Consider the following 22,881-nt stretch of genomic DNA (forward strand, 5'->3'; position numbering starts at 1 on the left):
GGTCGCTGCGCACCTGGAGCGGAATGGAGCCGACTACGGGACTTGAACCCGTAACACTCGTGATCGAGGGCGAGTCGGATCACGTCCACGTCGCGCACGACTTCCCAGCCGATGCCCCGTTCGTTCTCAGCCGGTGCGGCATCGCCCTGGATCGCACCGCCAAACGGGACGCCGACATCGTGACCAGTGAGGGCCGCGATATCCGCTGAGCCTGCCTCGCCGCCGTTCAGGCGTCCCCGGCTTGCCCGCTGTGCGGCGTCCTGGTCTGACTACCCTGGGGCTGATCGAGCGACGGGGTCGTCCCCGACGTACCTTCAGACGCTCCTTAAGCGCGACCGCTGGTATCTGATTCCTGTTTAGAGGCCGACCTGGGTCACGCCGAACTCAGCTTCTTCGGGCGTGAAGCCATCGAACACCAGTTGGTCAATCAGCGCTTGACGCGAGAACGCCATGGTGTCGAGGTACTGCTGTGCCTTCTCGGCAGCCTCGGCGTTCCAATCGGGGGCGATGGTGTCCACGGCGAATGTCGCGACTTCGACGGGGAAGCCCTCGAACTCTAGTTGGGCTATGAGACCGGAACGGGAGAATCCCATGATGGCCAGGTACTGCTCACCCTTGGCGACGGCATTCTGCTGCTCGAGCGTCATCTCTGGCGCTGACGGTTCCGCAGGCGCCTCCGATTGGGTGGGGGCCTCCTCTGCGGGCGTTGACGGGGCTGGCGCGTCGGGTGTGGGCGAACCACCGCATCCCGCGAGAGCGATAGCGAGAACAACGGCGGCGAGGGCCGCCGGGATGGTCTTGTTATGCAAGACTCTGCCTTTCGTCATTGGTTCTCACACCAGCAGAACCTGGATGCTCACACGGGACTCGTCACATTGGCCAGGCTGGCAGTCGTGATGAGGTCTCACCTCATGCCGGTCGCTGCACTCGTTCACATCAAGTGGAACCGACCTGTTTCACGAAAGTATCGGATGAGTTCGTCGGAGTCAGGGACCAACGTCCCACGGAATGAACGGCAGACTGTCAGCCGACGCCACGACGACGCGGGCTTCCTCCGCTCACTGGTCGCACTCGGCGGCGCCGCTCCACAGCCCTCACAAGGGCAGGCGGAAGCCATCCGCTGATGCACGCTTGTTGCACGACGCCCAGAACCCCGGACCGGAAACCAGCGCCGCTCAGGGGTTCTTGTGGAGCCGACTACGGGACTTGAACCCGTAACCCCCTAATTACAAGTTAGGTGCGCTACCAATTGCGCCAAGTCGGCAGGTACAGAAGTCTACCGAAGCCGATGGAGCGGCATCCGGCTCTACGGAGTCGGCGTGGGCGTCGCGCTCTGCGACGGGCTCACCGTCGGAGTGGGCGTGCTGTAGTAGGCGTCACTCGCGCTCGTGAGGACGAACTGCGCGAACTCCTTCGGATCATCGAGAGCGCCGACGTAGGGGATGCCGTTCACCAGCACCATGGGCGTGCCGGTCAGGGAGACGTCCTTCGTGTCGGGAAGACCCTGCAGTGCACGCTCGGTGGCGCCTTTCGCCCACGCCGCGAACGCCTGCTTCTCGATGCAGGAACGCACGACCTTCGGGGACTCGACACCGGATGCCTGCGCCATGTTGGCCAGTTCCACGTCGGTGTAGCCGTCGGAGTCGACGTCGGGCTGTCCGGTCAGAAGCGCGTTGTTGAACGCGAAGAACGCGCCAGGCGAGTGAGTGGCCACGCACGCGGCGGCGCTCGCGGCGCGGAGGGAGTACTTGGTGCCGTTCGATTTGGCAGTCAGCATCGCGACCGGGTAATAAGTCAGCGTCGCAGCATCCTCGCTCACCCACTTCGAGAGCTGCTGCACATTCGCGACCTGGAAGTCGTGGGAACCGGTGGAGAGGTAGTCGACGTAGACGCGGATGTCCACGACGGGCTGCTCGGCCGCCGTCGGCGTCTGCGTCGGCGTGGGGGTCTCCGCGGGCACGGCTTCGAGCGACTGTGCGGCGGCCCCATCATCGACCGCGCCGGAATCGGTCGCAGAGCCGACGCCGGAGACCGTCGTGACGACGAACCCGTCGTCCGTGACATTCGTGGGGCTGAGCTGCGGCTGCGACGCCGACGAGGTGACCGCCCAGGTGACCACGACGGCGGCGATCGCGACGACCGCGACGATGACGGCGGCGATCGTCGTGGTGCGGATGACCCGTGCTCGCGACTGCTGGGCCTGAACCTGCTGCGCCTTCTCGCGGACCGCGTGACGGCGGTCCCGCTCGGCGGGCACGTTCGGGGACTCGTCGCTCGACATGGGACCTCTCGGGACGGACTGCGGGCCGGGATGGCCCTGCGTGGTCGCACGGGAGACGACCGTGACGATGCTAACCAGGCAGGCTGGGAAATACCCAGACGACGCCTGCGCAGGCCCCGTGTCATACTTGACGAACGCCCAACGACGAGCGTGCGGTTCGCCCCGCAAATTCCATCACTACGGATCGTCCGGCACGTACCTGCCGGTGAAGGAGAAGAGAATCATGGCGTCAGTCACGTTCGAAAACGCGACGCGCTTGTACCCCGGGGGCACTCGCGCCGCCGTCGACAAGCTCAACCTCGAGGTCGGCGACGGGGAATTCCTCGTTCTGGTCGGACCCTCCGGATGCGGCAAGTCCACGTCACTGCGCATGCTCGCAGGTCTCGAGGAGATCAACTCCGGCCGCATCCTCATCGGTGAGCGCGACGTCACGGACGTTCCGCCGAAGGACCGCGACATCGCGATGGTGTTCCAGAACTACGCGCTGTACCCGCACATGACGGTCGCCGAGAACATGGGTTTCGCCCTGAAGATCGCCGGCGTCGGCAAGGACGAGCGCGCTGCCCGCGTGCTCGAGGCAGCCAAGCTCCTCGACCTCGAGGACTACCTGACCCGCAAGCCGAAAGCCCTCTCGGGCGGCCAGCGTCAGCGCGTCGCGATGGGTCGCGCCATCGTCCGCCAGCCGCAGGTGTTCCTCATGGACGAGCCGCTGTCGAACCTCGATGCGAAGCTGCGCGTGCAGACGCGCACGCAGATCGCGTCGCTGCAGCGCCGCCTCGGCGTCACCACCGTGTACGTCACGCACGACCAGACCGAGGCGCTCACCATGGGTGACCGCATCGCGGTGCTGAAGGACGGACTGCTGCAGCAGGTGGGAACGCCCCGTGACCTGTACGAGCGCCCGAACAACGTGTTCGTCGCCGGCTTCATCGGCTCGCCCGCCATGAACCTGTTCCCGGCAGATCTCGCCGAGGGCGGAGTGCAGTTCGGTTCAGAGGTCGTGCACCTCGACCGCGACACGGTGGGCCGAGCGAACGGCAGCCAGGTCATGATCGGCGTGCGCCCCGAGGACATCATGGTGGGCCCCGCCGATGGCAAGGGCCTCTCGGTCGTCATCGACCTCGTCGAGGAGCTCGGCGCCGACGGCTACCTCTACGGCCACACCGACATCGCCGGCCAGCGCACCGACATCGTCGCCCGCGTCGACGGCCGCCGTCACCCCGACGCGGGTGAGACGGTCACGCTCGCCGCAACACCCGGTCACGTGCATGCGTTCGACCTCGAGACGGGCGAACGCCTGAACGACGTTCCGGTCATCGCGGGCAGCTGATATCGCGATTGCGGCGCGGAGGGTCACTTGACCCCCGCGCCGCGGTTCGCTCTTCCACGACTTTCCCACGACGCCTTCGGGGTACCAGGTGCCAGACGCACTCAGCATCACCGCGAGTTCGGTGGATCCCGGTCTGCTGGCCCTCCCCTGGTCGACTCCGCTGGCCGAATGGCCCAGCAGCACCATCGTGTTCCTGCCGAAGGGGCTCTCACGGCACCTCGTCCGCTTCGCGAACCTCTCCGGCCGGGTCGTCGCCATCAAGGAGACGACAGAGGAGATGGCCCGCCGCGAGTATGACATGCTCGGAAACCTCGACCGCCTCGACGCACCGTGCGTCGATCGCGTCGCCGTCATCGGCGGACGCAAAGATGCCGGCGGCGACCCGCTGCCGGCCGCACTGGTCACCGCGCACCTGACGTTCTCGCTCCCCTACCGGGCGCTGTTCACCCAGGTGCTGCGGCCCGATACCGCGGGCCGCCTCGTCGACGCACTCGCGGTGCTGCTCGTGCGGCTGCACAACGTGGGCTTCTTCTGGGGCGACGTGTCGCTGTCCAACACGCTCTTCCGCCGGGATGCCGGGGCGTTCGCCGCCTACCTCGTGGATGCCGAGACCGGTGAGCTGCACGAGAGCGGGCTCACCCGCGGCCAGCGCGAGCACGACCTCGACGTTGCGCGCACGAACATCGCGGGCGAGATCATGGACCTCGAAGCGGGCGGGCGACTCGAAGGCGGCGTGGACGCGGTCGCGCTCGCCGACGGCATCATGTCGTCGTACCGCTCATTGTGGACCGCACTCACCGACGAGGAGGCGTTCTCGCCGAACGAGTCGTGGCGCATCACCGAACGCGTGCAGCGCCTCAATGATCTCGGTTTCGACATCGGCGAGATGTCGATCCAGGCCATGGCCGATGGCACGAAGGTGTCGATCCAGCCGAAGGTGGTGGATGCTGGGCATCACACCCGCCGGTTGCTCCGGCTCACCGGACTCGACGTCGAGGAGAACCAGGCACGCCGGCTGCTGAACGACCTCGATGAGTTTCGCGCGCGCGTCTCACGGCTGGGCGAGGACGAGCAGATGGTCGCCCACGAATGGCTGACCCGTGTCTTCGAGCCGGTGGTGAAAGCCATCCCGTTCGACCTGAGGGCGAAGCTGGAGCCCGCCGAGGTGTTCCACCAGGTGCTCGAGCACCGCTGGTACATGTCGCAGGCGCGCGGCAAGTCGGTGCCGCTCGCCGAGGTGCTCTCCAGCTACATCGACGATGTTCTCAGCCATCGCCGCGACGAGGCGACCGTGATGGGCCCGGCCACCGAGACGATGGCCCTGCCCGCCGTCACCGCCGACATCCCCGTGCAGGAAGACGATGATGCCGAGGGCGTCGACTGGCGCGACCTGGTCTGAATCTCGATACGCTCGCAGGCTCGCTCCTCGATCTTGATCCGAGCCGCGTCAATATCCGATGGTGAAGCGCTCGCGCGAGTGCTTCGGTCTCTCGATCTCGTCGACGACCGCGACCGCGAGGTCCGGTCCCGAGATGTACGACTCGCCGTCGGCATCCGTCACGACGACGTCGCCGCCATCGCGGTAGGCACCGGTGCGCTCGCCCGGGTTCCACGATCCGAAGCCGCCGGCCGGGTGGATGTAGAACCAGTCGCGCGCGGCATCCGTCTTCTCGAGATCCTCGAGGATGCCGATCGCCTCGAGCGCCTCGGGCTTGTACTCCTCGGTGAACGAGTCCAGGTCGACGAGCCGCGGGCCGCCTTCGGCGACGAGGCTTCCGCCCGCGCCGCCGATCACGCCGATGCGCACGTCAGGCGAAAGCGATGCGACCAATTCGGCGACGCCCGGGCGCACACGGCCGACCATGTCGCCGCGGGCGGGCACGGTCGAGACGACGACGTCGACGCCCTGAAGCTCGGCGGCGAGACTGGGCGCATCCAACAGCGTCCCTTCGAGGTAGGTGGCACCCTCCACGCGCTCAGCCGGCACGCTGCGGGCGACCGAGACGACCGTGTGCCCCCGGCTCACCGCCTCGGCGACGATGTTGCGGCCGGCGTAGCCGGTTCCTCCGATGACGGCGATGCGTGCCATGGTGTTTTCCTTTCGACGGGGGTAGTCGACAGCAAGAGCGATCGGAGAAGTTTCATTCCCGAGAATGAAACGTGACGACTTCGGGACTCAGTCGCTCTTGTGCGCGCGCAGCATGGAGACCTGGTAGAGGGCGACGGATGCCGCGATCCCGGCGTTCAGCGACTCGGTGGCCGCCTCGATCGGGATGGACACGATCTGGTCGCAGTTCTCGCTGACCAGTCGGGACAGCCCTTTGCCCTCGGACCCCACGACGATCACGACGGGGCGGTCGGCCAGCGCCAGCGCCGGCAGCGAGACGTCGCCGCCGCCGTCGAGCCCGAGGACGAAGACGCCCTGCTTCTTGAAGTCCTTGAGCGTCGAGGTGAGGTTCGGTGCGATCGCGACGGGGATGCGCGCGGCAGCGCCGGCACTCGTCTTCCACGCCGCGCTGTTCACGCTCGCCGAGCGCCGCTGCGGCAGGATGACGCCGTGACCGCCGAACGCGCCGGTGGAGCGGATGATCGCGCCGAGGTTGCGAGGATCCGTGATGCCGTCCAGCGCGACGAACAGCGGCACCTGGCCCTTGTCGATCACGCCCTCGAGCAGGTCCTGCGGGTGCGCGTACTCGTACGGCGGCACCTTGAGCGCGACGCCCTGGTGCACGCCGTCGAAGCCGGCCATGCGGTCCAGCTCGGGGCGGGTGACCTCCATGACCGGGATCTGGCGGTGGGTCGCGATGGAGAGCATCTCTTTGACGCGGTCGTCCATCTCGACGCGCTGGGCGATGTAGAACGCGGTGGCGGGAATCTTGGCGCGCAGCGCCTCGAGCACCGAGTTGCGCCCGGTGACCACTTCGGTGTCGTCGTCCTTCTTCGCCGCGCGCGGGCGCGACTGCGCCTGACCGGCAGGCTTGCCCTTGCCTCCGGCCGCCGTATAGCGCTCGGCTGCGGCCTTGCGCTTGCCCGCGGGGTGCCAGGCGCGGTCCTCCGCCTTGGGCGTCGGCCCGCGGCCTTCCAGCGAGCGCTTGTTCTTGCCTCCCGTGCCCTTCGTGGGGCCCTTCTTGCCCTTGCTGGCGCCCGGGCGCCCGGGCTTGCTACCGGCCATGAATACTCCAATGCGTTGCGTCGTTCGTGTCTTCGAGCGTGATGCCCGCCGCGGCCACCGCATCGCGGATGCGATCCGCTGCCGCCCAGTCCTTGACGGCGCGCGCATCGGCGCGCTGCGCGATCAGGCTCTGCACGAGTGCGTCCAGAGCCGAGGCGTCGGCACGGGTCGGCGCGGATCCCCACGCCGGGTCGAGCGGGTCGATGCCGAGCAGGCCCGTCATGATCGCCACATCCGCGAACGCCGTGGTCATCGCGTGATGATCGCCCACGTCCAGTGCCGTGTTGCCGGCCCGCACCGTCTCGTGCAGTACGGCCAGCGCCTGGGGGACGCCGAGGTCGTCGTCCATGGCTGCGGCGAAACGCTCGGGTGCGACGGCGGCCAGGCGCAGGTCGCGGGAGTCGTCCTGGAGCGTGCGCACGGCGCGCTCGAGGAAGGTTCGGATGCGCTCCAGGGCGATCTCGGCCTCGTCGAACGAGGATGCCGAGATGTCGAGGCTCGAGCGGTAGTGCGCCGCCGCGAGCGCGTAGCGGACCACGAGCGGATCCCGCTCGCGGAGCACGTCCTCGGCCAGCAGGAAGTTGCCCAGCGACTTCGACATCTTCTGGTCACCGACGGTCACCAGGCCGTTGTGCACCCAGTAGCGGGCGAACGGGTCGCCCGCCGCGGTGGACTGCGCCAGTTCGTTCTCGTGGTGCGGGAAGCGCAGATCGAGTCCCCCACCGTGGATGTCGAACTCGGGTCCGAGGTAGCGGCGCGCCATGGCGGAGCACTCGATGTGCCATCCCGGCCGGCCCGGGCCCCACGGTGATGCCCAGGCCGCGCTTTCGGGCTCGCCGGGCTTGACGCCCTTCCACAGGGCGAAATCGCGCGGGTCGCGCTTGCCGCGGGGGTCGGCATCCGCGGCGGATTCCATCGCATCGAGCGACTGCCGCGTGAGCGTGCCGTACGCGGACCACGAGCGCACGTCGAAGTACACGTCGCCGTTCGCCGCATACGCGTGCCCCGCCTCGACCAGTCGCGCGATCAGCTCCTGCATCTGAGGGATGGACGCGGTCGCGCGCGGCTCGTACGTCGGGGGCGCGATGCCGATCGCGGCATACGCTTTCGAGAACTCCAGCTCCATCCGGTACGCGAGCGCCCACCACGGCTCGACATCAGTCGCGTTCGCGAGCACCTTGTCGTCGATGTCGGTGACGTTGCGCACGAACGTGACCCGGCCGAACCGGTGCGCGAGCCAGCGCCGCAGGATGTCGAAGCTCAGGGCACCGCGAAGATGACCGATGTGGGGGCCGGATTGCACGGTCGGTCCGCAGACGTACACCGTCACGTTCGAAGGGTCCAGCGGCACGAAATCGCGCAGAGCCTGCGCTTTGGTGTCGTAGAGCCTCACAGGCGATGTACCGGGTGTCACCGCACCAGCCTACCGGCGGGGCATCCGCCCAACCTGGCCGTGACTCCTTGGGCCGATCGGTCGGTGGCGGCGCGGCGGCGCCAGCCGGATGCAGTATCAATGACAGTGTGCTCCACGTCCTCGCCGTCCTCGCCGCGGCGCTGCTGTTCGGGACGACAGGCACATCGATGGCCCTCGGGCCCGACGACACCACTCCCCTGTCGGTCGGCGCCGTCCGCCTGGTGATCGGCGGCACAGGGCTCGCGATCATCGCGTTCGTGCTCGCACGCCGGCACGCGCGCCACACCGCCGCGCCTGCGCCGGGCTTCGGCGTCCGTCCGCTCGGTCTCATGGTGCTGACCGGCTTGTGCCTCGCCCTGTACCAGCCGCTGTTCTTCCTCGGAACCGAGCGCAATGGCGTGGCGGTGGGCACCGTGGTCGCGCTGGGCTCGGCACCGATCCTCGCCGGGCTCCTGGAATGGGTGCTGACCCGCCGGATGCCCAGCACGACGTGGATGATGGCAACCGCGCTCGCGACCGTCGGCGTCGTGCTGCTCGGCTTCGGGGGCGAGGCCGCCGCCGCCGGCGGCGGCGGGGGCGGCACCGACCCGATCGGACTGCTGGCCAGCGTGGGCGCGGGCGCCACCTTCGCCGTGATCGCGAACACTCAGCGGCGCCTGCTGGACGAGGGCTGGGACCCCTTCACGGTGGTGGGTTCCATGGGGGCGAGTTCGGCCGTGGTGTCGGCGTTCGTGCTTCCGTTCGTCGATCTCAGCTGGCTCGGCACCACATCGGGATTGGTGATGGCGCTGTGGCTCGGTCTGGCAACCATCTCGATCGCCTATGTGATGTTCACATGGGGTCTGGGCGGCCTCACCGCCGCGACCGCCGCGACCCTGACCCTCGGTGAGCCGCTCACGGCCAGCGTCCTGGGGATCGTCGTCCTCGGCGAGCGGCTCTCCGCGCTCGCGATCGTCGGCCTCGTGATCCTCGCCGCCGGGCTCGCGCTTCTCGCCTGGGGCTCGCGTGCGTCGCGCGACCCGGCGCCGTTCGCAGTGGAGGGGTGAGGGTGCCTCGCACCGACGACTCGTTCTCGGTGTTCATGGCCCGCTCCCTCCGCGGGACCGGTTCAGCTCGGCACGACGAGCGCCATCGCGAATGCGGAGACGCCCTCTCCGCGGCCAGTGAACCCGAGACCGTCGGTGGTGGTCGCCGAGACAGACACCGACGCACCGCCCAGCGCGGTCGACAGCACCGCTTCGGCTTCGGCGCGGCGCGCGCTGAAGCGCGGACGGTTCGCCTGCACTTGCACCGCCACGTTGCCGACGCGCCAGCCCGCCTCACCGAGCAGCCCGAGGGTGCGCGAGAGGAACGCGGCCGCGTGGGCGCCCGCGTATTCGGGGTGGTCGGTGCCGAAGTGGGTGCCGATATCGCCGAGCCCGGCCGCCGAAAGCAGCGCGTCGACGATCGCGTGCGCGACGGCGTCGCCGTCGGAGTGGCCGGAGAGTGCCGGCTCCCCGGGCCATTCGAGTCCGGCGAGCCACAGCGGGCCCTCACCGCCGAACGCGTGCACATCGGTGCCGACGCCGACCCGGGGCGCGGGCGTCGGGTTCTCCAGATGCGCCGCTGAGGCCAGGAGCGGATGCCGCGCCACGAGTGATCGGGCACGCTCGAGGTCGGCGGGGGTGGTGATCTTGAACGCGAGGGCATCGCCCTCCACGACGGCGACGCTGTGGCCGGCCGCCGCGACCAGCGCGGCGTCGTCGGTGAAGTCCTGATCGGCGCCCCGATAGGCGGCATCCAGGATGTCGCGACGGAAGCCCTGCGGCGTCTGCGCGGCCGACAGCTCGGAGCGCTCGACAGCGGCCACGATACGGGCGTCCTCGACGCGCTTGATCGTATCGATCACCGGCAGCACGGGGACAGCGCCGACACCACCAGCATCGACGGCGGCGATGACGCGCTCGAACACGCCAGGGGGCGTCAGGGCCCGTGCGGCATCGTGCACCAGCACGATCTCGACGTCGCCCCAGAGTGCGTTCAGCCCCGCGGCCACCGACGCCTGACGCGATGAACCGCCTGCGACGACCGAGACGAGGTCACGGCGATCGCCGGCGGCGGCGAGCGCGTCGGTCAGCGCATCGCCCTCACGGCCTGCGGGCGCCACGATGACGATCTGCGCCTCAGGCGCCTGGAGCACGCGCGTGAGGGCATGGCGAAGCATCGTGTGCTCGTCGATGCCGACGAACGCCTTCGGTGCGCCGGCGGCAAGACGTGTTCCAGACCCGGCCGCGACGACGATGACCGCGATTCGCGGCACAGGCGTGATATTCACGCCTGTCACGCTACCGCTCGATCAAGACGCCAGAACCTCGTCGAGGATCGCGCCGGCCTGCTCTTCGTCGGTCTTTTCGGCGAGCGCGAGCTCGGAGATCAGGATCTGCTTCGCCTTCGCGAGCATGCGCTTCTCACCGGCGGACAGTCCGCGGTCCTGGTCGCGGCGCCAGAGGTCGCGCACGACCTCGCTCACCTTGATGACATCGCCGGAGGCGAGCTTCTCGAGGTTGGCCTTGTACCGGCGCGACCAGTTCGTGGGCTCCTCGGTGAACGGCGCACGCAACACCTCGAAGACCTTGTCGAGGCCTTCCTTGCCGATGACGTCGCGAACGCCGACGAGGTCGACGTTCTCAGCCGGGACCTCGATGATCAGATCACCCTGGGTGACGTTGAGCTTCAGATATCGCTTGGTCTCACCTTTGATGACCCGGTCTTTGACTTCGATGATCGTCGCGGCCCCGTGATGGGGGTAGACGACCGTTTCGCCAACCTCAAAAAGCATGGAGTTATGTCCTTCCGGCAACCTCCAGGATACCACAGGCGAAGATGCGGTAAGGTTCGCCGCCCACCCCTGGCGCGGCACACCGCACCGCCGGCGGCGCACCCCTAGAATGCTAGGAGATGCCGTCATCCGTCCCGGGAGGACCCGTGAAATCGCGCCTTATCGCGTCGCTCGCCCTAGGAGCCCTCGTGGCCCTTGGAACAAGTGGCTGCGCCATGCTCTCGACGCAGGCGACCATGATCCCGTACTCGCCGTCCGACGGCGTGAACATCCCCGATTCCGGGCCGCTTCAAGTGCGCAACGTGCTCGTCGTCAGCGATGAGGAGGGCGTCGACGGAAACCTCGTCGCCGCGATCGTCAACGGCACCAGCGAGGCGCACACCCTCAACATCGAGTACGGCGAGGGTTCGTCGAAGTCGGCGGAGAAGATCCGCGTTCCCGCGAACACCACGGTGAGCCTCGGCACGGCCGAGACCGACCCGCTGCTGCTCGAGGGGATCGACACGAAGCCGGGTGCCAACCTGCCGATGTTCTTCCAGTCCGGCGACAGCGACGGCATCCTGTTCGACGTGCCCGTCCTCGACGGCTCGCTCGACTACTACGGCGACCTGCTGCCCTGAGCGCGGTGCGGTGCGACGGCCTCAGCCCTCGAACCGGTAGCCGAGCCCACGGACGGTCATGAGCATCGACGGGTCGCTCGGGTGCTTCTCGATCCGTGAGCGGATGCGCTTGATGTGCACGTCGAGCGTCTTGGTATCGCCGAAGTAGTCGGTGCCCCAGACCCGATCGATCAGCTGCCCGCGCGTGAGAACGCGGCCGGCATTGCGCATGAGCACTTCGAGCAGCTCGAATTCCTTGAGCGGCATGTTTATCTCGCGCCCGTCGACCGCGACGGTGTGGCGATCGATGTCAAGCACCACGCGTCCTGCGTCGAGCACGTGGTCCTCCAGGTCCGCTTCGTTCTGCGAGAGACGGCGCAGCACTGCACGCATCCGCGCCAGCAGTTCACGAGCCGAGTACGGCTTGGTGACGTAGTCGTCGGCGCCGAGCTCGAGCCCGACGACGATGTCCACCTCGGAGTCCTTCGCGGTCAGCATGATGATCGGCACCCGGGAGTTCGAACGTATCTGACGGCACACCTCGGTACCCGACATGCCCGGCAGCATCAGATCCAGCAGCACGATGTCGCCGCCGCGGTCACGGAACGCCGAGAGGGCTGCCGGTCCGTCCTCGGCGATCTCGACGTCGTAGCCCTCTCGGCGCAGCAGGTAGGCGAGCGGATCGGCCAGATCCGGCTCGTCCTCGACGATGAGGACACGAGTCATGCGGGTGCTCCGTTCGTGTTGGGGGATGCCGAGATCGACGTCGCCTTCTTCTTCTTGCGGCGCCGCTTCGGCTTCACCTGGTCTGCGGGGGGCGTGATGAGCGGAAGGCGGATGGTGAAGGTGGAGCCGCGACCGGGCCGCGACCACAGCCGCACCTCTCCACCATGGCGCTGCACCGCGTGCTTGACGATCGCGAGCCCGAGTCCGGTCCCGCCCGTGCGGCGGGATCGCGCCTGGTCAGCACGGTAGAAGCGCTCGAACACGCGCTCCTGGTCGCCTTCCGAGATGCCGATGCCGCGATCGGTCACGGCGATCTCCACGATGTCGTCGACGGCCTTGACGCCCACACCGACGTTGGCGCCTTTCGGTGAATAGGCGATCGCGTTCGCGATCAGGTTGCCGACGGCCTCACTCAGCACTTGCGCGTCGCCGCGCACGTACAGGCCGCGCTCTCCCCCGCGCACGATCTCCACGCCGGCCGAGGCGGCCTCGATGACATGGGCGTCCGCAGCCGAAGCGACGATCTCATCGACGGCGACCTCGCGCTCGTCGGTGAATTCATCCGTCGCCTGCAGTCGCGAGAGGTTCATGATGCGCGAGGTGAGCTGCGCGAGCCGTGCGGCCTCGGCACTGAGACGGCCGGCGAAGTTTCGCACCTGGTCGGGGTCGTCCGCGGCGGACTCGATCGCCTCGGCCAGCAGACTGACCGCACCGACCGGGGTCTTCAGCTCATGACTCGTGTTCGCGACGAAATCGCGACGCATCTGCTCGATCCGTTCGCGCTCGGTGATGTCGCGGATCACCAGCAGGGTCAAGCGCGGTGAAATGCGGGACGCGCGCACGACCACCAGGCGGGGCTCCGCCGGAGGCGCGCCCCGCTGCAGCCGCATCGTCGCGGTGACGACCGACTCCTCGGCGCGCGCACGACGGGCGATTCCGCGCAGCTCATCCGAGGGCAGAACACTCCCGTCGGCGAGATGGAACGCAACAGCGGCAGCGGATGCCGCCAGCACTGTCGAGGAGGCGTCGACGACGACGGCCGCATCGTCCATGGCACGGAGCACTTCGCGCACGCCGTCCGGAATCTTCGACGACATCTCGGCGCGAGCTCGCTCACGCGCCCGCAGGGCGACGGCGATCCCGATCGAGACGGAGCCTCCGGCGACCGCCCCCAGGAGCAGGGCGAGCAGCGCAAGCTGCGTCGTATCCATGGCTCCAGAGTAGAGGGCGAGCCGATGCCGACCCGGTCAGGCGGCACTGACCCCGCGGTGCGGCCCGGTACTATTCACTCTCGCGGCACCGTTCGTTAACCTTCGGTGGCGAGAATCGCCAGGTCGCGAGGCGATGTGCCTGATGCGGAACACGAAAGGTGCTGCAAATGCGCGAGGTCTTCCATCAATCCCTCGAGGATGTCCAGGGACGTCTGGTCGAGATCGCCGAACTCGTCACCGTCGCCATCGAGAAGGCCACGCGCTCTTTCAGTTCGAGCGATGTCGCCCTGGCCGAAGAAGTCATCGAGGCCGATGCGGTCATCGACGACAAGGCGGTCGCGCTCGACGAGCTCGCGATCGAGATCCTCGCGCGCCAGCAGCCGGTCGCCCGTGATCTGCGCATCGTCGTGAGCGCTCTGCGCATCAGCGCCTCGCTCGAGCGCATGGGCGACATCGCCGAGCACATCGCCCAGCTGACCCGCATGCGCTTCCCCGAGCGGGCCATCCCCAAGGGCCTGAAGTCCACCTTCACGAAGATGGGCGAACTCGACGTGGCGGTGGCGCGCAAGCTCACTGAACTGCTGCGCAACGAGGACAAGGCTCTCGCAGACGAGATCCGCAACGACGACGACAAGCTCGACGACCTGCACCTCAGCGTGTTCGAGAAGGTGCTCAGCGACAGCTGGAAGGGCGAGGCCTCGGCGACGGTCGATGCCACTCTCGCGAGCCGCTACCTCGAGCGCTTCGCCGACCACGCGGTCTCGGTCTCGAAGAAGGTCGTCTACCTCTCGACCGGCGACTGGACCGTCGACACCGAGACGATCGAAGTGCCCCGGCCGTAGGGTCGCATCACTGCTTGCCCTGGCTCGCCACTGCGGCGGCGCCTGCGGCGGCAGCCTCCGGGTCGAGGTACTCCCCCGGTCCGATCGGCTCGAGGTTCTCGTCGAGCCGGTAGACCAGCGGGATGCCGGTGGGGATGTTCAGCTCGGCGATATCGGCGTCGCTGATGCCGTCGAGGTGCTTGACGAGCCCGCGCAGCGAGTTGCCGTGAGCCGTGACGAGCACGGTCCTGCCGGCGCGCAGGTCGGGAACGATGTCGCTCTCCCAGTAGGGCAGGAAGCGGTCGATCACGAGCTTGAGCGACTCGGTGCGCGGGACCTCGCCGTCGATGCCGGCATAGCGCGGGTCGCCCACCTGGCTGAACTCGGAATCGTCGGCCAGGGGCGGGGGCGGCACGTCGAACGAGCGGCGCCACAGCATGAACTGCTCGGGCCCGAACTCTTCGAGGGTCTGCGCCTTGTCCTTGCCCTGGAGGGCGCCGTAGTGGCGCTCGTTCAGGCGCCAGGTGCGCTTCACCGGGATCCAGAGACGGTCCGCTGCGTCCAGGGCGAGGTTCGCGGTCTGGATCGCGCGGCTGAGCACCGAGGTATGCAGCACGTCGGGAAGCAGTCCCGCTTCGGCGAGCAGCTCGCCGCCGCGGATGGCCTCGGACTTGCCCCGCTCGGAGAGTCTCACATCGACCCATCCGGTGAAGAGGTTGAGCTCGTTCCAGACGCTCTGGCCATGGCGGAGGAGTATCAACGTGTAGGGCGCGGTCATGGGCCAATGATAGCGATCGACGCGAGCCTCGCCCGGCGCAGGGGCTGCTGTCCGGCCTGGCAATGGTCACCTTCGGTCCGTGCAGCGGTGGGAGGCGGCACTGGCGCCGTCGTCGGCTCCGAGGTCCGTCCAGGGCTCCTCCTCAGCCGGATCGTCGTCCGAGCCGGGGCAGCCGGGGGATGTTCGCCGTCGCCCCCGCCTCGGGCGGGACGATGACCTCTTGCGCCGCGACGATCTCGCCCTCCTCGGTGCGGACGATGAATTCCGCGTCGACTGCGGTGCCGCGTCGCACGACGGCGAGCGCGATCGGGCCCTCCTCGAAGTGGCGGGCTGCAGAGGTGATGACCCCAACGGCGCTCTCGCCGAGCAACACCTCGTCGCCGCGCGACGGGAGCACGGAATCGCTCCCGTCGAGCTGAAGGGCGACGATGCGCCGGGGCGGGTGACCGAGATTGTGCACCTTCGCGACCGTCTCCTGGCCGCGGTAGCAGCCTTTCTCGAGATGTACCGCAGTGCGCAGCCAGTCCAATTCGTGCGGGAGCGCGCGGTCGTCGACCTCGTTCGCCCAGCGCGGGCGCCATGCCGCGATGCGCAGGGCGTCAACGGCGACGAGCCCGGCCAGGGCGAGTCCGCCCGACGCGGCGGCATCCGCGATGCGCTCCTCCTCGGCCCGCGACACGATCGCCTCGGCCCAATTGCGCTCGGCGCCCGGGTGCGGCTCGGCGGCCGCGTACGCGTAGCCGCCGACGCTCACGTGCGGCCACGGATCCGTCCAGACGAGCGGCACACCGTCGGGCGCGGCGGGAGTGAGTGCGGCGAGCGCGGTCGGCGTGCCGCCGATGACGGCGTACTCCTCGCTCGCGTCGCGGGGGTTCACCCGCAGTCGGAAGCGCATCTTGCGCAGCCACGACAGCAGCCCGCCGGCATCCCCCCGATCGGTGATGAGCCAGGTCGTCTCGCCGTCGTCGAGGACGGATGCCGCGTGCTCCACATGTCCGTGCGGATCCAGCACGAGCAGCTCGGTGCTCTCGCCCGGCACGAGCAGGGTGAGAGCCTGCGAGGTGAGCGAGTCGAGCCACGACAGCCGGTCCTCGCCGGGGACGGCGAGGACGGCACGATCGCCGAGAGGGGCGACGGCCCCCCCGCCCGCGAGCGCCCGCTGCTCGCCGAGAGGGTTGCCGAGGTGGCGCAGTCCGGACTCGTCGGTGACGGCGCCCGGGACCCGTGCGAACGGACCGGGCATCAGTCGACCCGCTCAAGGCGTGCGGAGGCGTGCGAGGAGAGCTCACGGCCGAGCGCGGCGATGTCCCACGCCCACAGCAGGTGTCCGTCGACGAGGCCGTACATGCGTGTGGCGGCCGCGTACACCTTCGCGCCGGCCGTGCGCACGACGGCGTCGGTGGCCATATCGATCCGCGGCCCGCGGATCGCGCCGAGGTACAGCTCGCTGATGCCGTCGGAGTGGACGATCGAGACCTCGATGTCGAAGCCGCCTTCCGCATTGCGCAGCTCTTCGACGTCGTCGGCGGTCCGCGCGATCGGCGCGCCGAACGGAGGAAGCAGCCCTGGGCCGGCTTCGGCGTCGGTGGCCGTGCGGGAAAGGCGCCAGTAGCCCATCTCGGAGACGAGCGGTGTGCGTGCCCGCTCGCCCTCGTCGGAGGCCGGCGAGTCGTCGAGCAGCCACGCACTCGCGGCGTAGTTCAGATACGTGCCGCCGTCGTGGCTGAAGCTCACGCGGTGGATGAACTCACCCGTGAATCGGTGGTCGCCGACCTCGTAGTCGATGACTCCGGTGCCCTCCCAGACGCCGATGAGCCACGACAGTGGCACGAGATCGGCGGGCAGGTCCGTGGGGAGGTCGAACACGACGCGACCGCCGTCAGCGCTGGCCGCGATAGAGGTTCTTGATCACGACGCCGGAGACGAAGACGATCGCGAGCGACGCGAGCGCGAGAAGCCCAACGAAGAACAGTTCGAGCGCGACGAGATCCATACAGCGAGTCTACCCGGGAACGACCGCCGACAAGCCGAAGCCGAGGCTGATGACGCCCATCGCCAGCAGCGCACCCAGGACGCTGGCCGCGACGCGCTCGATGAAGCCCTGCGAGCGGCCGAACCAGAGCTGGATCGCGAACGCGAGCACCAGGCATCCGCCGAGGCCGACCGTGAGCCACGCGGCCCGCCACGCCTCCGGAACGAAGAGGCCGATCGAGATGCCGATGAGGGCGGCGATCACCCAGACGGCGATCACGCCGCCGAATGTGCGGCGAGGGGCGAGTTCCGGGGTGGTCACGGGCCCATTCTCCCTCAACTCGGGCGCGCATGGGCGGCATCGACGGTCCTGAGCCGCCCCGGAGGACATCCGGATCGAATCGACCGCCCGCCAAGCCCTAAACTGGATCAACGGCGCTTCCCTGCGCCGGGAGGACGGCGTTTTTGGCACAGCTTCTCGTTCTGAGCTCCGCCCCCGGAGACGGTCTGGTCCTGCCCTCGCTGGAGCTCCTGAGCCACCGAGTCCGGCAGATCCCTGCCGAGCCTGCGCAACTGGTCAACGCGCCGAGCGCCGACATCATCTTCATCGACGCGCGCCTGGACCTGGTCGGGGCGAAATCGCTCTGCAAGATCCTCAACACCACCGGGCTCGACGCTCCGCTGCTGCTCGTGGTCACCGAGGGCGGCCTGACGGCGGTCTCGACGGACTGGGGCGTGGACGACGTGATCCTGGTCACGGCAGGCCCGGCCGAGGTCGATGCGCGCATCCGGCTGGCGATCGGCCGGATGTCCAAGGACGCGATCTCCACGCGCATCCAGACATCCGGCATCACGATCGACGAGTCCTCGTACTCCGCGAAGGTCCACGGCAAGCCGCTCGACCTGACCTACAAGGAATTCCAGCTCCTGCACTTCTTCGCCACGCATCCCTCGCGCGTGTTCACCCGCGAGCAGCTGCTCAGCGAGGTGTGGGGCTACGACTACTTCGGCGGCACCCGCACCGTCGATGTGCACGTGCGGCGTCTGCGCGCGAAGCTCGGCGACCTCGAGCAGCTGATCGGCACCGTGCGCAACGTCGGCTATCGCTTCAACGTCTACGAGGATGACCAGCTGCCGGCGCCTCGCGAACGCACCGGCGCTTAGCGAGGCCCGGCGGAGCGATCCGAGCGTTCACACGCACGTCACCTTCCCCTGCAATGATGAGGGGATGATCGAACACGACGTGCTCGACGCGGGCCTCGGAGACGGGGACGACGACGACTTCGACCTGTCCGAGGTCTTCGACTCGCAGCTGCCCGACAACCGCTATCTCGACCGCGAACTGAGCTGGCTCGCGTTCAACCAGCGTGTGCTCGAGCTCGCCGAGGACCCGGCGCTGCCGGTTCTGGAGCGCGCCAACTTCCTGGCGATCTTCGCAAGCAACCTCGACGAATTCTTCATGGTGCGGGTGGCCGGCCTGAAGCGCCGCATCGTCACGGGGCTGGCCGTGCCGACGAACGTGGGCCGCTCCCCTCAGGAGGTGCTCGCCGACATCTCCGCCGACGCGCACGCCCTGCAGCTGAGGCACGCGGACGCGTGGACCTCGCAGGTGCGACCGGCGCTGGCGGATGCCGGCATCGAGGTCATCTCGTGGGATCAGCTGGAGGACGACGAGCGCACGCGCGTGTCGGATTACTTCCAGCGGCAGATCTTCCCCGTCCTGATGCCGCTGGCCGTGGACCCTGCGCACCCGTTCCCGTACATCTCGGGACTTTCGCTCAACCTCGCGATCCGCATCCGCAATGCCAAGACCGGACGTCAGGAGTTCGCCCGGCTCAAGGTGCCGCCGATGCTCCCCCGATTCGTGGACGTTTCGCGCCACGGTGACACCGTGCGCTATCTGCCGCTCGAAGAACTCATCGCGAATCACCTCGAAGACCTGTTCCCGGGCATGGAGATCCTCGATCATCACGCGTTCCGACTCACCCGCAACGAGGACGTCGTGATCGAGGAGGACGAGACCGAGAACCTCATCCAAGCGCTCGAGGCCGAGCTCCTGCGCCGCCGGTTCGGACCTCCGATCCGGCTCGAGGTCGGCGACGACATGGACGACCTCACACTCGACCTGCTGATCAGCGAACTCGACATCACCACGCAGGAGGTATACCGCCTGCCCGGCTCGCTCGACCTGCGCGGTCTGTTCGATCTCGCCAAGATCGACCGGCCAGAGCTGCACTACCCGGCTCATGTGCCCACGACGGCACTCGCCTTCCAGCCAGGGGAGCAGAGCGAGCGAGCCGACATCTTTGCCGCGATCCGGCGCGCCGACGTGCTCGTCCACCACCCATACGAGTCGTTCGCGACGAGCGTGCAGGCGTTCCTCGAGCAGGCGGCCAAAGACCCGCATGTGCTGGCCATCAAGCAGACGCTGTACCGCACGTCGGGCGACAGCCCGATCGTGCAGTCGCTCATCGATGCGGCCGAGGCCGGCAAGCAGGTGCTCGCCCTCGTCGAGGTGAAGGCCCGCTTCGACGAAGCCGCCAACATCGTGTGGGCTCGCAAGCTCGAGAAGGCGGGCGTGCACGTCGTCTACGGGCTCGTGGGCCTGAAGACCCACTGCAAGCTCGCCCTCGTGATCCGCGAGGAAGAAGGCAGACTACGCCACTACAGCCACGTCGGCACGGGCAACTACAACCCCAAGACCAGTCGCATCTACGAAGACTTCGGCCTGTTCACGGTCGACGACCAGGTCGGCCGCGATCTCACGCGCCTGTTCAACGAACTGTCCGGCTATGCGATCGAGAAGAAGTTCAAGCGCCTGCTCGTGGCGCCGCTGCACCTACGCAAGGGCCTTCTGCGGCTCATCGAGAATGAGCGCCGCAACGCGCTCGCGGGCATGCCCTCCAGCATCCGCATCAAGGTCAACTCGATGGTCGACGAGCAGATCATCGACGCGCTCTACCGCGCGAGCCAGGCGGGCGTTCCGGTCGAGGTGTGGGTGCGCGGCATCTGCTCTCTCAAGCCGGGCGTGGCCGGCGTCAGCGAGAACATCAAGGTGCGCAGCATCCTGGGGCGCTATCTCGAGCACTCGCGCATCTTCATGTTCCACAACGACGGCTACCCCCAGGTCTACATCGGCAGCGCCGACATGATGCACCGCAACCTCGATCGCCGCGTCGAGGCGCTCGTGCGCGTGATCGCACCGCCGCACCTCACAGAGCTCTCCGATCTGTTCGAACTCGCGATGAGCGACACGACCAGCTCTTGGTGGCTCGGCTCCGACGGCACGTGGACGCGGCACAGCCTGGATGAGGCCGGCAAGCCGCTGGTCGACATCCAGGATCGGACGATGACCGACGTCCAGCGCCGTCGTCGATCGCGGACGGCACGATGACCGAGACCGCCGTCTACGCGGCGGGCGGTGTGCTGTGGCGCGTCCTCGAGGAGAAGCTCCTCGTGCTGCTGATACACCGCACCCAGTACCGCGACGTCACCCTCCCCAAGGGCAAGGTCGATCCGGGCGAGATGCTCGCCGAGACGGCCGCCCGCGAGATCTTCGAAGAGACGGGCATCCGGGTGAGCCTGGGAGTCCCGGTCGGCGTCTCGCGGTACTTCATGCCGAACAAGCTGCAGAAGATCGTGCACTACTGGGCCGCCGAGGCGACGGATGCCGCTATCCGCGCGTCCGCCTTCGTGCCCAACAAGGAGATCGCGGCTCTCGAATGGGTCCCGCTCAAGAAGGCGGCCGCGCGACTGAGCTACCCCGTCGATATGGAGATCATCGAGCACTTCACGCGCCTGGTCGATGAGGGAGTGCTGCGGACGTTCCCGATCATCGCCCTGCGGCACGCCAAGGCTGTCTCGCGCGAGGAATGGGACGGGAAGGACGCCGCCCGTCCGCTCGCCCCACGCGGTAAGAAGCAGGCGAACTCCATCGTCGGTCCGCTCCTCGCCTTCGGCGCCCGAAAGATCGTCTCCAGCTCTGCGACACGGTGCGTCAAAACCGTCGCACCGCTGTCGGCGGCGCTCGGCCGCAAGATCGAGAAGACCTCGCTGATCAGTCAGGACGCGTGGGAGAACGGCACATCGGATGCCCGCACGATCGTCGGCGAGCGTGTCAGGACACGAAAACCCGCCGTGCTGTGCAGCCACGGACCGGTGATTCCCGAGATCCTGACCGAGATCGCTCTGGCCACGGGCACTCTGCGCGGTTCCTACCTGGGCAGCGCGTCGGCACTGGAGGCCGGCGCGTTCTCGGTCGTGCACCTCTCGATCGACAACCCCGGCTCCGGAATCGTCGCGATCGAGACGCACACTCCCAAGATCTAGTCGCGACGGGTCGATGCCGCGAAGCAGCGTTGAGGCGCCGACGACGAATGAGCGAGCAGCGAATGTATCGAGATCTGCCCAGCCGTGCCTTGCCCTCCCCCCGTTCACCTGCCGTTCACCGGCATCGCCCAGTCTCTTAAGGCTCGATGTCTAGGGTCAGTGCGTGCCCCGCACCGGGCACGCAACCTGACAATCGTGAAGGATTCACAGTGAAGCTCACCCGAATTGCCAAGATCGGCGCCATCGGCGCGATCGCGGCCCTCGCACTCTCCGCTTGCGCCTCGAACGAGGGTGGCGCGCCAGACGCCTCCGCAGACCCGGGCGCACCCGTCCTCTCCGGCGAACTCGCCGGTGGCGGCTCATCGGCTCAGGAGGTCGGAGTCCAGGCGTGGGCAGCCGGTTTCCAGACCGCGAACCCCGACGTCACGGTGACCTACGACCCGGTCGGTTCCGGCGCAGGTCGCGAGTCGTTCCAGGCCGGCGCATTCCCCTACGCAGGCTCCGACCGTGCCTTCACGGTCGAGGAGATCGCCGCAGGACCGTTCGACGGCTGCGTCGAGGGCACCGGCATCCTCCAGCTCCCGGCCTACATCTCGCCGATCGCCGTCATCTTCAACATCGAGGGCATCGACACGCTGAACATGGACGCCGCGACCATCGCGGGCCTGTTCGCCGGCACGATCACCAACTGGAACGACCCGGCGATCGCCGCGCTCAACCCGGACGTCACCCTGCCGGACCTCGCCGTCACGCCGGTGCACCGCGCCGACGACTCGGGCACGACCGAGAACTTCACCGACTACCTCGCACAGGCCGCCCCCGAGGTGTGGACCTACGAGGCTGACGGCGAATGGCCGCTGCAGTCCGGCGAGGCTGCACAGGGCACCTCCGGCGTCGTGGCCGCCGTCGAAGGCGGCCAGGGTACGGTCACCTATGCCGACGCATCGCGCGCCGAAGGCTTCGGCACCGTGGCAGTGCAGATCGGCGAAGAGTTCGTGCCGTTCTCGCCCGAGGCTGCCGCTGCGATCGTCGACCTTTCGCCGCTGGAAGAAGGACGCACCGCGGGTGACCTCACGATCGAACTGGACCGCACGCCCGACGAGCCCGCCTACCCGATCGTGCTCGTCGCGTACAGCATCGCGTGCGAGGAATACGTGGACGCTGACATCGCACCTCTCGTGAAGGGCTTCCTGAACTACGTGATCAGCCCCGAGGGTCAGGACGCGTCGGCGGCAGCAGCCGGCAGCGCGCCGATCTCGGACACCCAGCGTGAGGCGATGCAGGCAGCGGTCGATCTGATCGTCGTCCCGTAGCGACTCGGGTGCCCGGTTCCGCAGTCGACCCTGCGGGCCGGGCACCTGTCCGCGACACATCCACACACACCCGAAACAGGATGAGATGACCACCACCGCTCCCCCGGCCGTCAAGGCC

Annotated in this window: 23 protein-coding genes and 1 tRNA gene; 10 read left to right on the forward strand and 14 right to left on the reverse strand. The window is 68.2% G+C overall.

The genetic code is table 11. The annotated features are described in order from the left end of the window. Positions 1 to 209 (forward strand): hypothetical protein (locus QZV84_RS01455; protein WP_292824248.1); only part of this gene is annotated, 209 nt, incomplete at its 5' end. 147 nt (positions 210 to 356) lie between these two features. Here the strand turns inward: QZV84_RS01455 and QZV84_RS01460 are convergent. From QZV84_RS01460 to QZV84_RS01470, 3 genes are all read right to left on the reverse strand, one after another. Next, positions 357 to 647 carry an Ltp family lipoprotein gene (locus QZV84_RS01460; RefSeq protein ID WP_292824251.1) on the reverse strand — a complete coding sequence of 97 codons (291 nt, stop codon included), beginning with the start codon at positions 645 to 647 and terminating at the stop codon, positions 357 to 359. A gap of 541 nt (positions 648 to 1,188) precedes the next feature. Beyond that, a tRNA-Thr gene (locus QZV84_RS01465) sits at positions 1,189 to 1,264 on the reverse strand. Between the two features lie 42 nt (positions 1,265 to 1,306). Continuing rightward, a complete protein-coding gene (locus QZV84_RS01470) occupies positions 1,307 to 2,281 on the reverse strand; it encodes a thioredoxin domain-containing protein (RefSeq protein WP_292824254.1) in 975 nt (324 codons plus the stop codon). Positions 2,282 to 2,504: 223 nt separating this feature from the next. Here QZV84_RS01470 and ugpC point away from each other — a divergent pair, with 223 nt between their 5' ends. Further along, positions 2,505 to 3,611 (forward strand): sn-glycerol-3-phosphate ABC transporter ATP-binding protein UgpC, encoded by a 1,107-nt coding sequence (gene ugpC, locus QZV84_RS01475; RefSeq protein WP_292824257.1) that lies wholly within the window; start codon positions 2,505 to 2,507, stop codon positions 3,609 to 3,611. 88 nt (positions 3,612 to 3,699) lie between these two features. Continuing rightward, on the forward strand, positions 3,700 to 5,010 hold the full coding sequence (locus tag QZV84_RS01480; RefSeq protein ID WP_292824260.1) for a DUF4032 domain-containing protein: 1,311 nt from the start codon (positions 3,700 to 3,702) through the stop codon (positions 5,008 to 5,010). 48 nt (positions 5,011 to 5,058) lie between these two features. Here QZV84_RS01480 and QZV84_RS01485 read toward each other — a convergent pair whose 3' ends face one another. The 3 genes from QZV84_RS01485 to cysS form a co-directional block, all read right to left on the reverse strand. After that, complete coding sequence (locus tag QZV84_RS01485; RefSeq protein WP_292824263.1) at positions 5,059 to 5,700, reverse strand: NAD(P)H-binding protein; 642 nt, start codon at positions 5,698 to 5,700, stop codon at positions 5,059 to 5,061. Between the two features lie 87 nt (positions 5,701 to 5,787). Beyond that, positions 5,788 to 6,783: a 23S rRNA (guanosine(2251)-2'-O)-methyltransferase RlmB gene (rlmB, locus tag QZV84_RS01490; protein WP_292824267.1), complete on the reverse strand. Its 996-nt coding sequence runs from the start codon at positions 6,781 to 6,783 to the stop codon at positions 5,788 to 5,790. Next, complete coding sequence (cysS, locus tag QZV84_RS01495; protein ID WP_292824270.1) at positions 6,773 to 8,197, reverse strand: cysteine--tRNA ligase; 1,425 nt, start codon at positions 8,195 to 8,197, stop codon at positions 6,773 to 6,775. Before cysS ends, rlmB begins: the two co-directional genes overlap by 11 nt. Before the next feature lie 107 nt (positions 8,198 to 8,304). On the opposite strand from cysS, the gene QZV84_RS01500 reads away from it, so the two are divergent. Beyond that, positions 8,305 to 9,243: an EamA family transporter gene (locus QZV84_RS01500; RefSeq protein ID WP_292824273.1), complete on the forward strand. Its 939-nt coding sequence runs from the start codon at positions 8,305 to 8,307 to the stop codon at positions 9,241 to 9,243. Between the two features lie 62 nt (positions 9,244 to 9,305). Here the strand turns inward: QZV84_RS01500 and ispD are convergent, their stop codons facing one another. Continuing rightward, entirely contained in the window at positions 9,306 to 10,511 is a 1,206-nt protein-coding gene (gene ispD, locus QZV84_RS01505; protein ID WP_292824276.1) for a 2-C-methyl-D-erythritol 4-phosphate cytidylyltransferase, read from the reverse strand. Positions 10,512 to 10,532: 21 nt separating this feature from the next. Beyond that, positions 10,533 to 11,015 carry a CarD family transcriptional regulator gene (locus QZV84_RS01510; RefSeq protein WP_292824279.1) on the reverse strand — a complete coding sequence of 161 codons (483 nt, stop codon included), beginning with the start codon at positions 11,013 to 11,015 and terminating at the stop codon, positions 10,533 to 10,535. 188 nt (positions 11,016 to 11,203) lie between these two features. Here QZV84_RS01510 and QZV84_RS01515 point away from each other — a divergent pair, with 188 nt between their 5' ends. After that, positions 11,204 to 11,635 (forward strand): DNA modification methylase, encoded by a 432-nt coding sequence (locus QZV84_RS01515; RefSeq protein WP_292824282.1) that lies wholly within the window; start codon positions 11,204 to 11,206, stop codon positions 11,633 to 11,635. Between the two features lie 21 nt (positions 11,636 to 11,656). On the opposite strand, the gene QZV84_RS01520 is transcribed toward QZV84_RS01515, so the two are convergent. Together QZV84_RS01520 and QZV84_RS01525 are read right to left on the reverse strand one after the other, a co-directional pair. After that, on the reverse strand, positions 11,657 to 12,340 hold the full coding sequence (locus QZV84_RS01520) for a response regulator transcription factor (protein WP_292824285.1): 684 nt from the start codon (positions 12,338 to 12,340) through the stop codon (positions 11,657 to 11,659). After that, entirely contained in the window at positions 12,337 to 13,551 is a 1,215-nt protein-coding gene (locus QZV84_RS01525; RefSeq protein ID WP_292824288.1) for an ATP-binding protein, read from the reverse strand. Before QZV84_RS01525 ends, QZV84_RS01520 begins: the two co-directional genes overlap by 4 nt. Positions 13,552 to 13,718: 167 nt before the next feature. Between QZV84_RS01525 and phoU the strand changes: the two genes are divergently transcribed. Continuing rightward, positions 13,719 to 14,393, forward strand: a complete 675-nt coding sequence (gene phoU, locus QZV84_RS01530) for a phosphate signaling complex protein PhoU (protein WP_292824290.1) — start codon at positions 13,719 to 13,721, stop codon at positions 14,391 to 14,393. Between the two features lie 7 nt (positions 14,394 to 14,400). Here phoU and QZV84_RS01535 read toward each other — a convergent pair whose 3' ends face one another. From QZV84_RS01535 to QZV84_RS01550, 4 genes are all read right to left on the reverse strand, one after another. After that, positions 14,401 to 15,150, reverse strand: coding sequence for a phosphoglyceromutase (locus tag QZV84_RS01535; RefSeq protein WP_292824293.1), 750 nt, complete (start codon positions 15,148 to 15,150; stop codon positions 14,401 to 14,403). Positions 15,151 to 15,292: 142 nt separating this feature from the next. Then, on the reverse strand, positions 15,293 to 16,393 hold the full coding sequence (locus QZV84_RS01540) for a glycine cleavage T C-terminal barrel domain-containing protein (RefSeq protein ID WP_292824296.1): 1,101 nt from the start codon (positions 16,391 to 16,393) through the stop codon (positions 15,293 to 15,295). Beyond that, on the reverse strand, positions 16,393 to 17,016 hold the full coding sequence (locus QZV84_RS01545) for an FABP family protein (protein ID WP_292824299.1): 624 nt from the start codon (positions 17,014 to 17,016) through the stop codon (positions 16,393 to 16,395). Before QZV84_RS01545 ends, QZV84_RS01540 begins: the two co-directional genes overlap by 1 nt. Before the next feature lie 136 nt (positions 17,017 to 17,152). Beyond that, on the reverse strand, positions 17,153 to 17,443 hold the full coding sequence (locus QZV84_RS01550) for a hypothetical protein (protein ID WP_292824302.1): 291 nt from the start codon (positions 17,441 to 17,443) through the stop codon (positions 17,153 to 17,155). A gap of 143 nt (positions 17,444 to 17,586) precedes the next feature. On the opposite strand from QZV84_RS01550, the gene QZV84_RS01555 reads away from it, so the two are divergent. The 4 genes from QZV84_RS01555 to QZV84_RS01570 all read left to right on the forward strand — a co-directional run bounded on the left by QZV84_RS01555 (position 17,587) and on the right by QZV84_RS01570 (position 22,763). Beyond that, on the forward strand, positions 17,587 to 18,285 hold the full coding sequence (locus QZV84_RS01555; RefSeq protein ID WP_292824305.1) for a response regulator transcription factor: 699 nt from the start codon (positions 17,587 to 17,589) through the stop codon (positions 18,283 to 18,285). Positions 18,286 to 18,349: 64 nt separating this feature from the next. Next, a complete protein-coding gene (locus QZV84_RS01560) occupies positions 18,350 to 20,515 on the forward strand; it encodes an RNA degradosome polyphosphate kinase (protein ID WP_292824308.1) in 2,166 nt (721 codons plus the stop codon). Further along, positions 20,512 to 21,450 carry an NUDIX domain-containing protein gene (locus QZV84_RS01565; protein WP_292824311.1) on the forward strand — a complete coding sequence of 313 codons (939 nt, stop codon included), beginning with the start codon at positions 20,512 to 20,514 and terminating at the stop codon, positions 21,448 to 21,450. Before QZV84_RS01560 ends, QZV84_RS01565 begins: the two co-directional genes overlap by 4 nt. A 209-nt stretch (positions 21,451 to 21,659) precedes the next feature. Continuing rightward, positions 21,660 to 22,763, forward strand: coding sequence for a phosphate ABC transporter substrate-binding protein PstS (locus QZV84_RS01570; protein ID WP_292824313.1), 1,104 nt, complete (start codon positions 21,660 to 21,662; stop codon positions 22,761 to 22,763). The last annotated feature ends 118 nt before the right edge of the window (positions 22,764 to 22,881 follow it).

Source organism: Microbacterium sp. (genome assembly GCF_011620715.1).
GTDB lineage: Bacteria > Actinomycetota > Actinomycetes > Actinomycetales > Microbacteriaceae > Microbacterium.

What these genes read in the sequence shown, in the direction of transcription:
- ugpC (WP_292824257.1), top strand. Translation starts at nt 2,505, where the DNA reads ATGGCGTCAGTCACGTTCGAAAACGCGACGCGCTTGTACCCCGGGGGC.
- QZV84_RS01460 (WP_292824251.1), bottom strand. Translation starts at nt 647, where the DNA reads ATGACGCTCGAGCAGCAGAATGCCGTCGCCAAGGGTGAGCAGTACCTG.
- QZV84_RS01520 (WP_292824285.1), bottom strand. Translation starts at nt 12,340, where the DNA reads ATGACTCGTGTCCTCATCGTCGAGGACGAGCCGGATCTGGCCGATCCG.
- QZV84_RS01510 (WP_292824279.1), bottom strand. Translation starts at nt 11,015, where the DNA reads ATGCTTTTTGAGGTTGGCGAAACGGTCGTCTACCCCCATCACGGGGCC.
- QZV84_RS01565 (WP_292824311.1), top strand. Translation starts at nt 20,512, where the DNA reads ATGACCGAGACCGCCGTCTACGCGGCGGGCGGTGTGCTGTGGCGCGTC.
- QZV84_RS01535 (WP_292824293.1), bottom strand. Translation starts at nt 15,150, where the DNA reads ATGACCGCGCCCTACACGTTGATACTCCTCCGCCATGGCCAGAGCGTC.
- QZV84_RS01560 (WP_292824308.1), top strand. Translation starts at nt 18,350, where the DNA reads ATGATCGAACACGACGTGCTCGACGCGGGCCTCGGAGACGGGGACGAC.
- QZV84_RS01540 (WP_292824296.1), bottom strand. Translation starts at nt 16,393, where the DNA reads ATGCCCGGTCCGTTCGCACGGGTCCCGGGCGCCGTCACCGACGAGTCC.
- QZV84_RS01525 (WP_292824288.1), bottom strand. Translation starts at nt 13,551, where the DNA reads ATGGATACGACGCAGCTTGCGCTGCTCGCCCTGCTCCTGGGGGCGGTC.
- phoU (WP_292824290.1), top strand. Translation starts at nt 13,719, where the DNA reads ATGCGCGAGGTCTTCCATCAATCCCTCGAGGATGTCCAGGGACGTCTG.
- rlmB (WP_292824267.1), bottom strand. Translation starts at nt 6,783, where the DNA reads ATGGCCGGTAGCAAGCCCGGGCGCCCGGGCGCCAGCAAGGGCAAGAAG.
- QZV84_RS01485 (WP_292824263.1), bottom strand. Translation starts at nt 5,700, where the DNA reads ATGGCACGCATCGCCGTCATCGGAGGAACCGGCTACGCCGGCCGCAAC.
- QZV84_RS01470 (WP_292824254.1), bottom strand. Translation starts at nt 2,281, where the DNA reads ATGTCGAGCGACGAGTCCCCGAACGTGCCCGCCGAGCGGGACCGCCGT.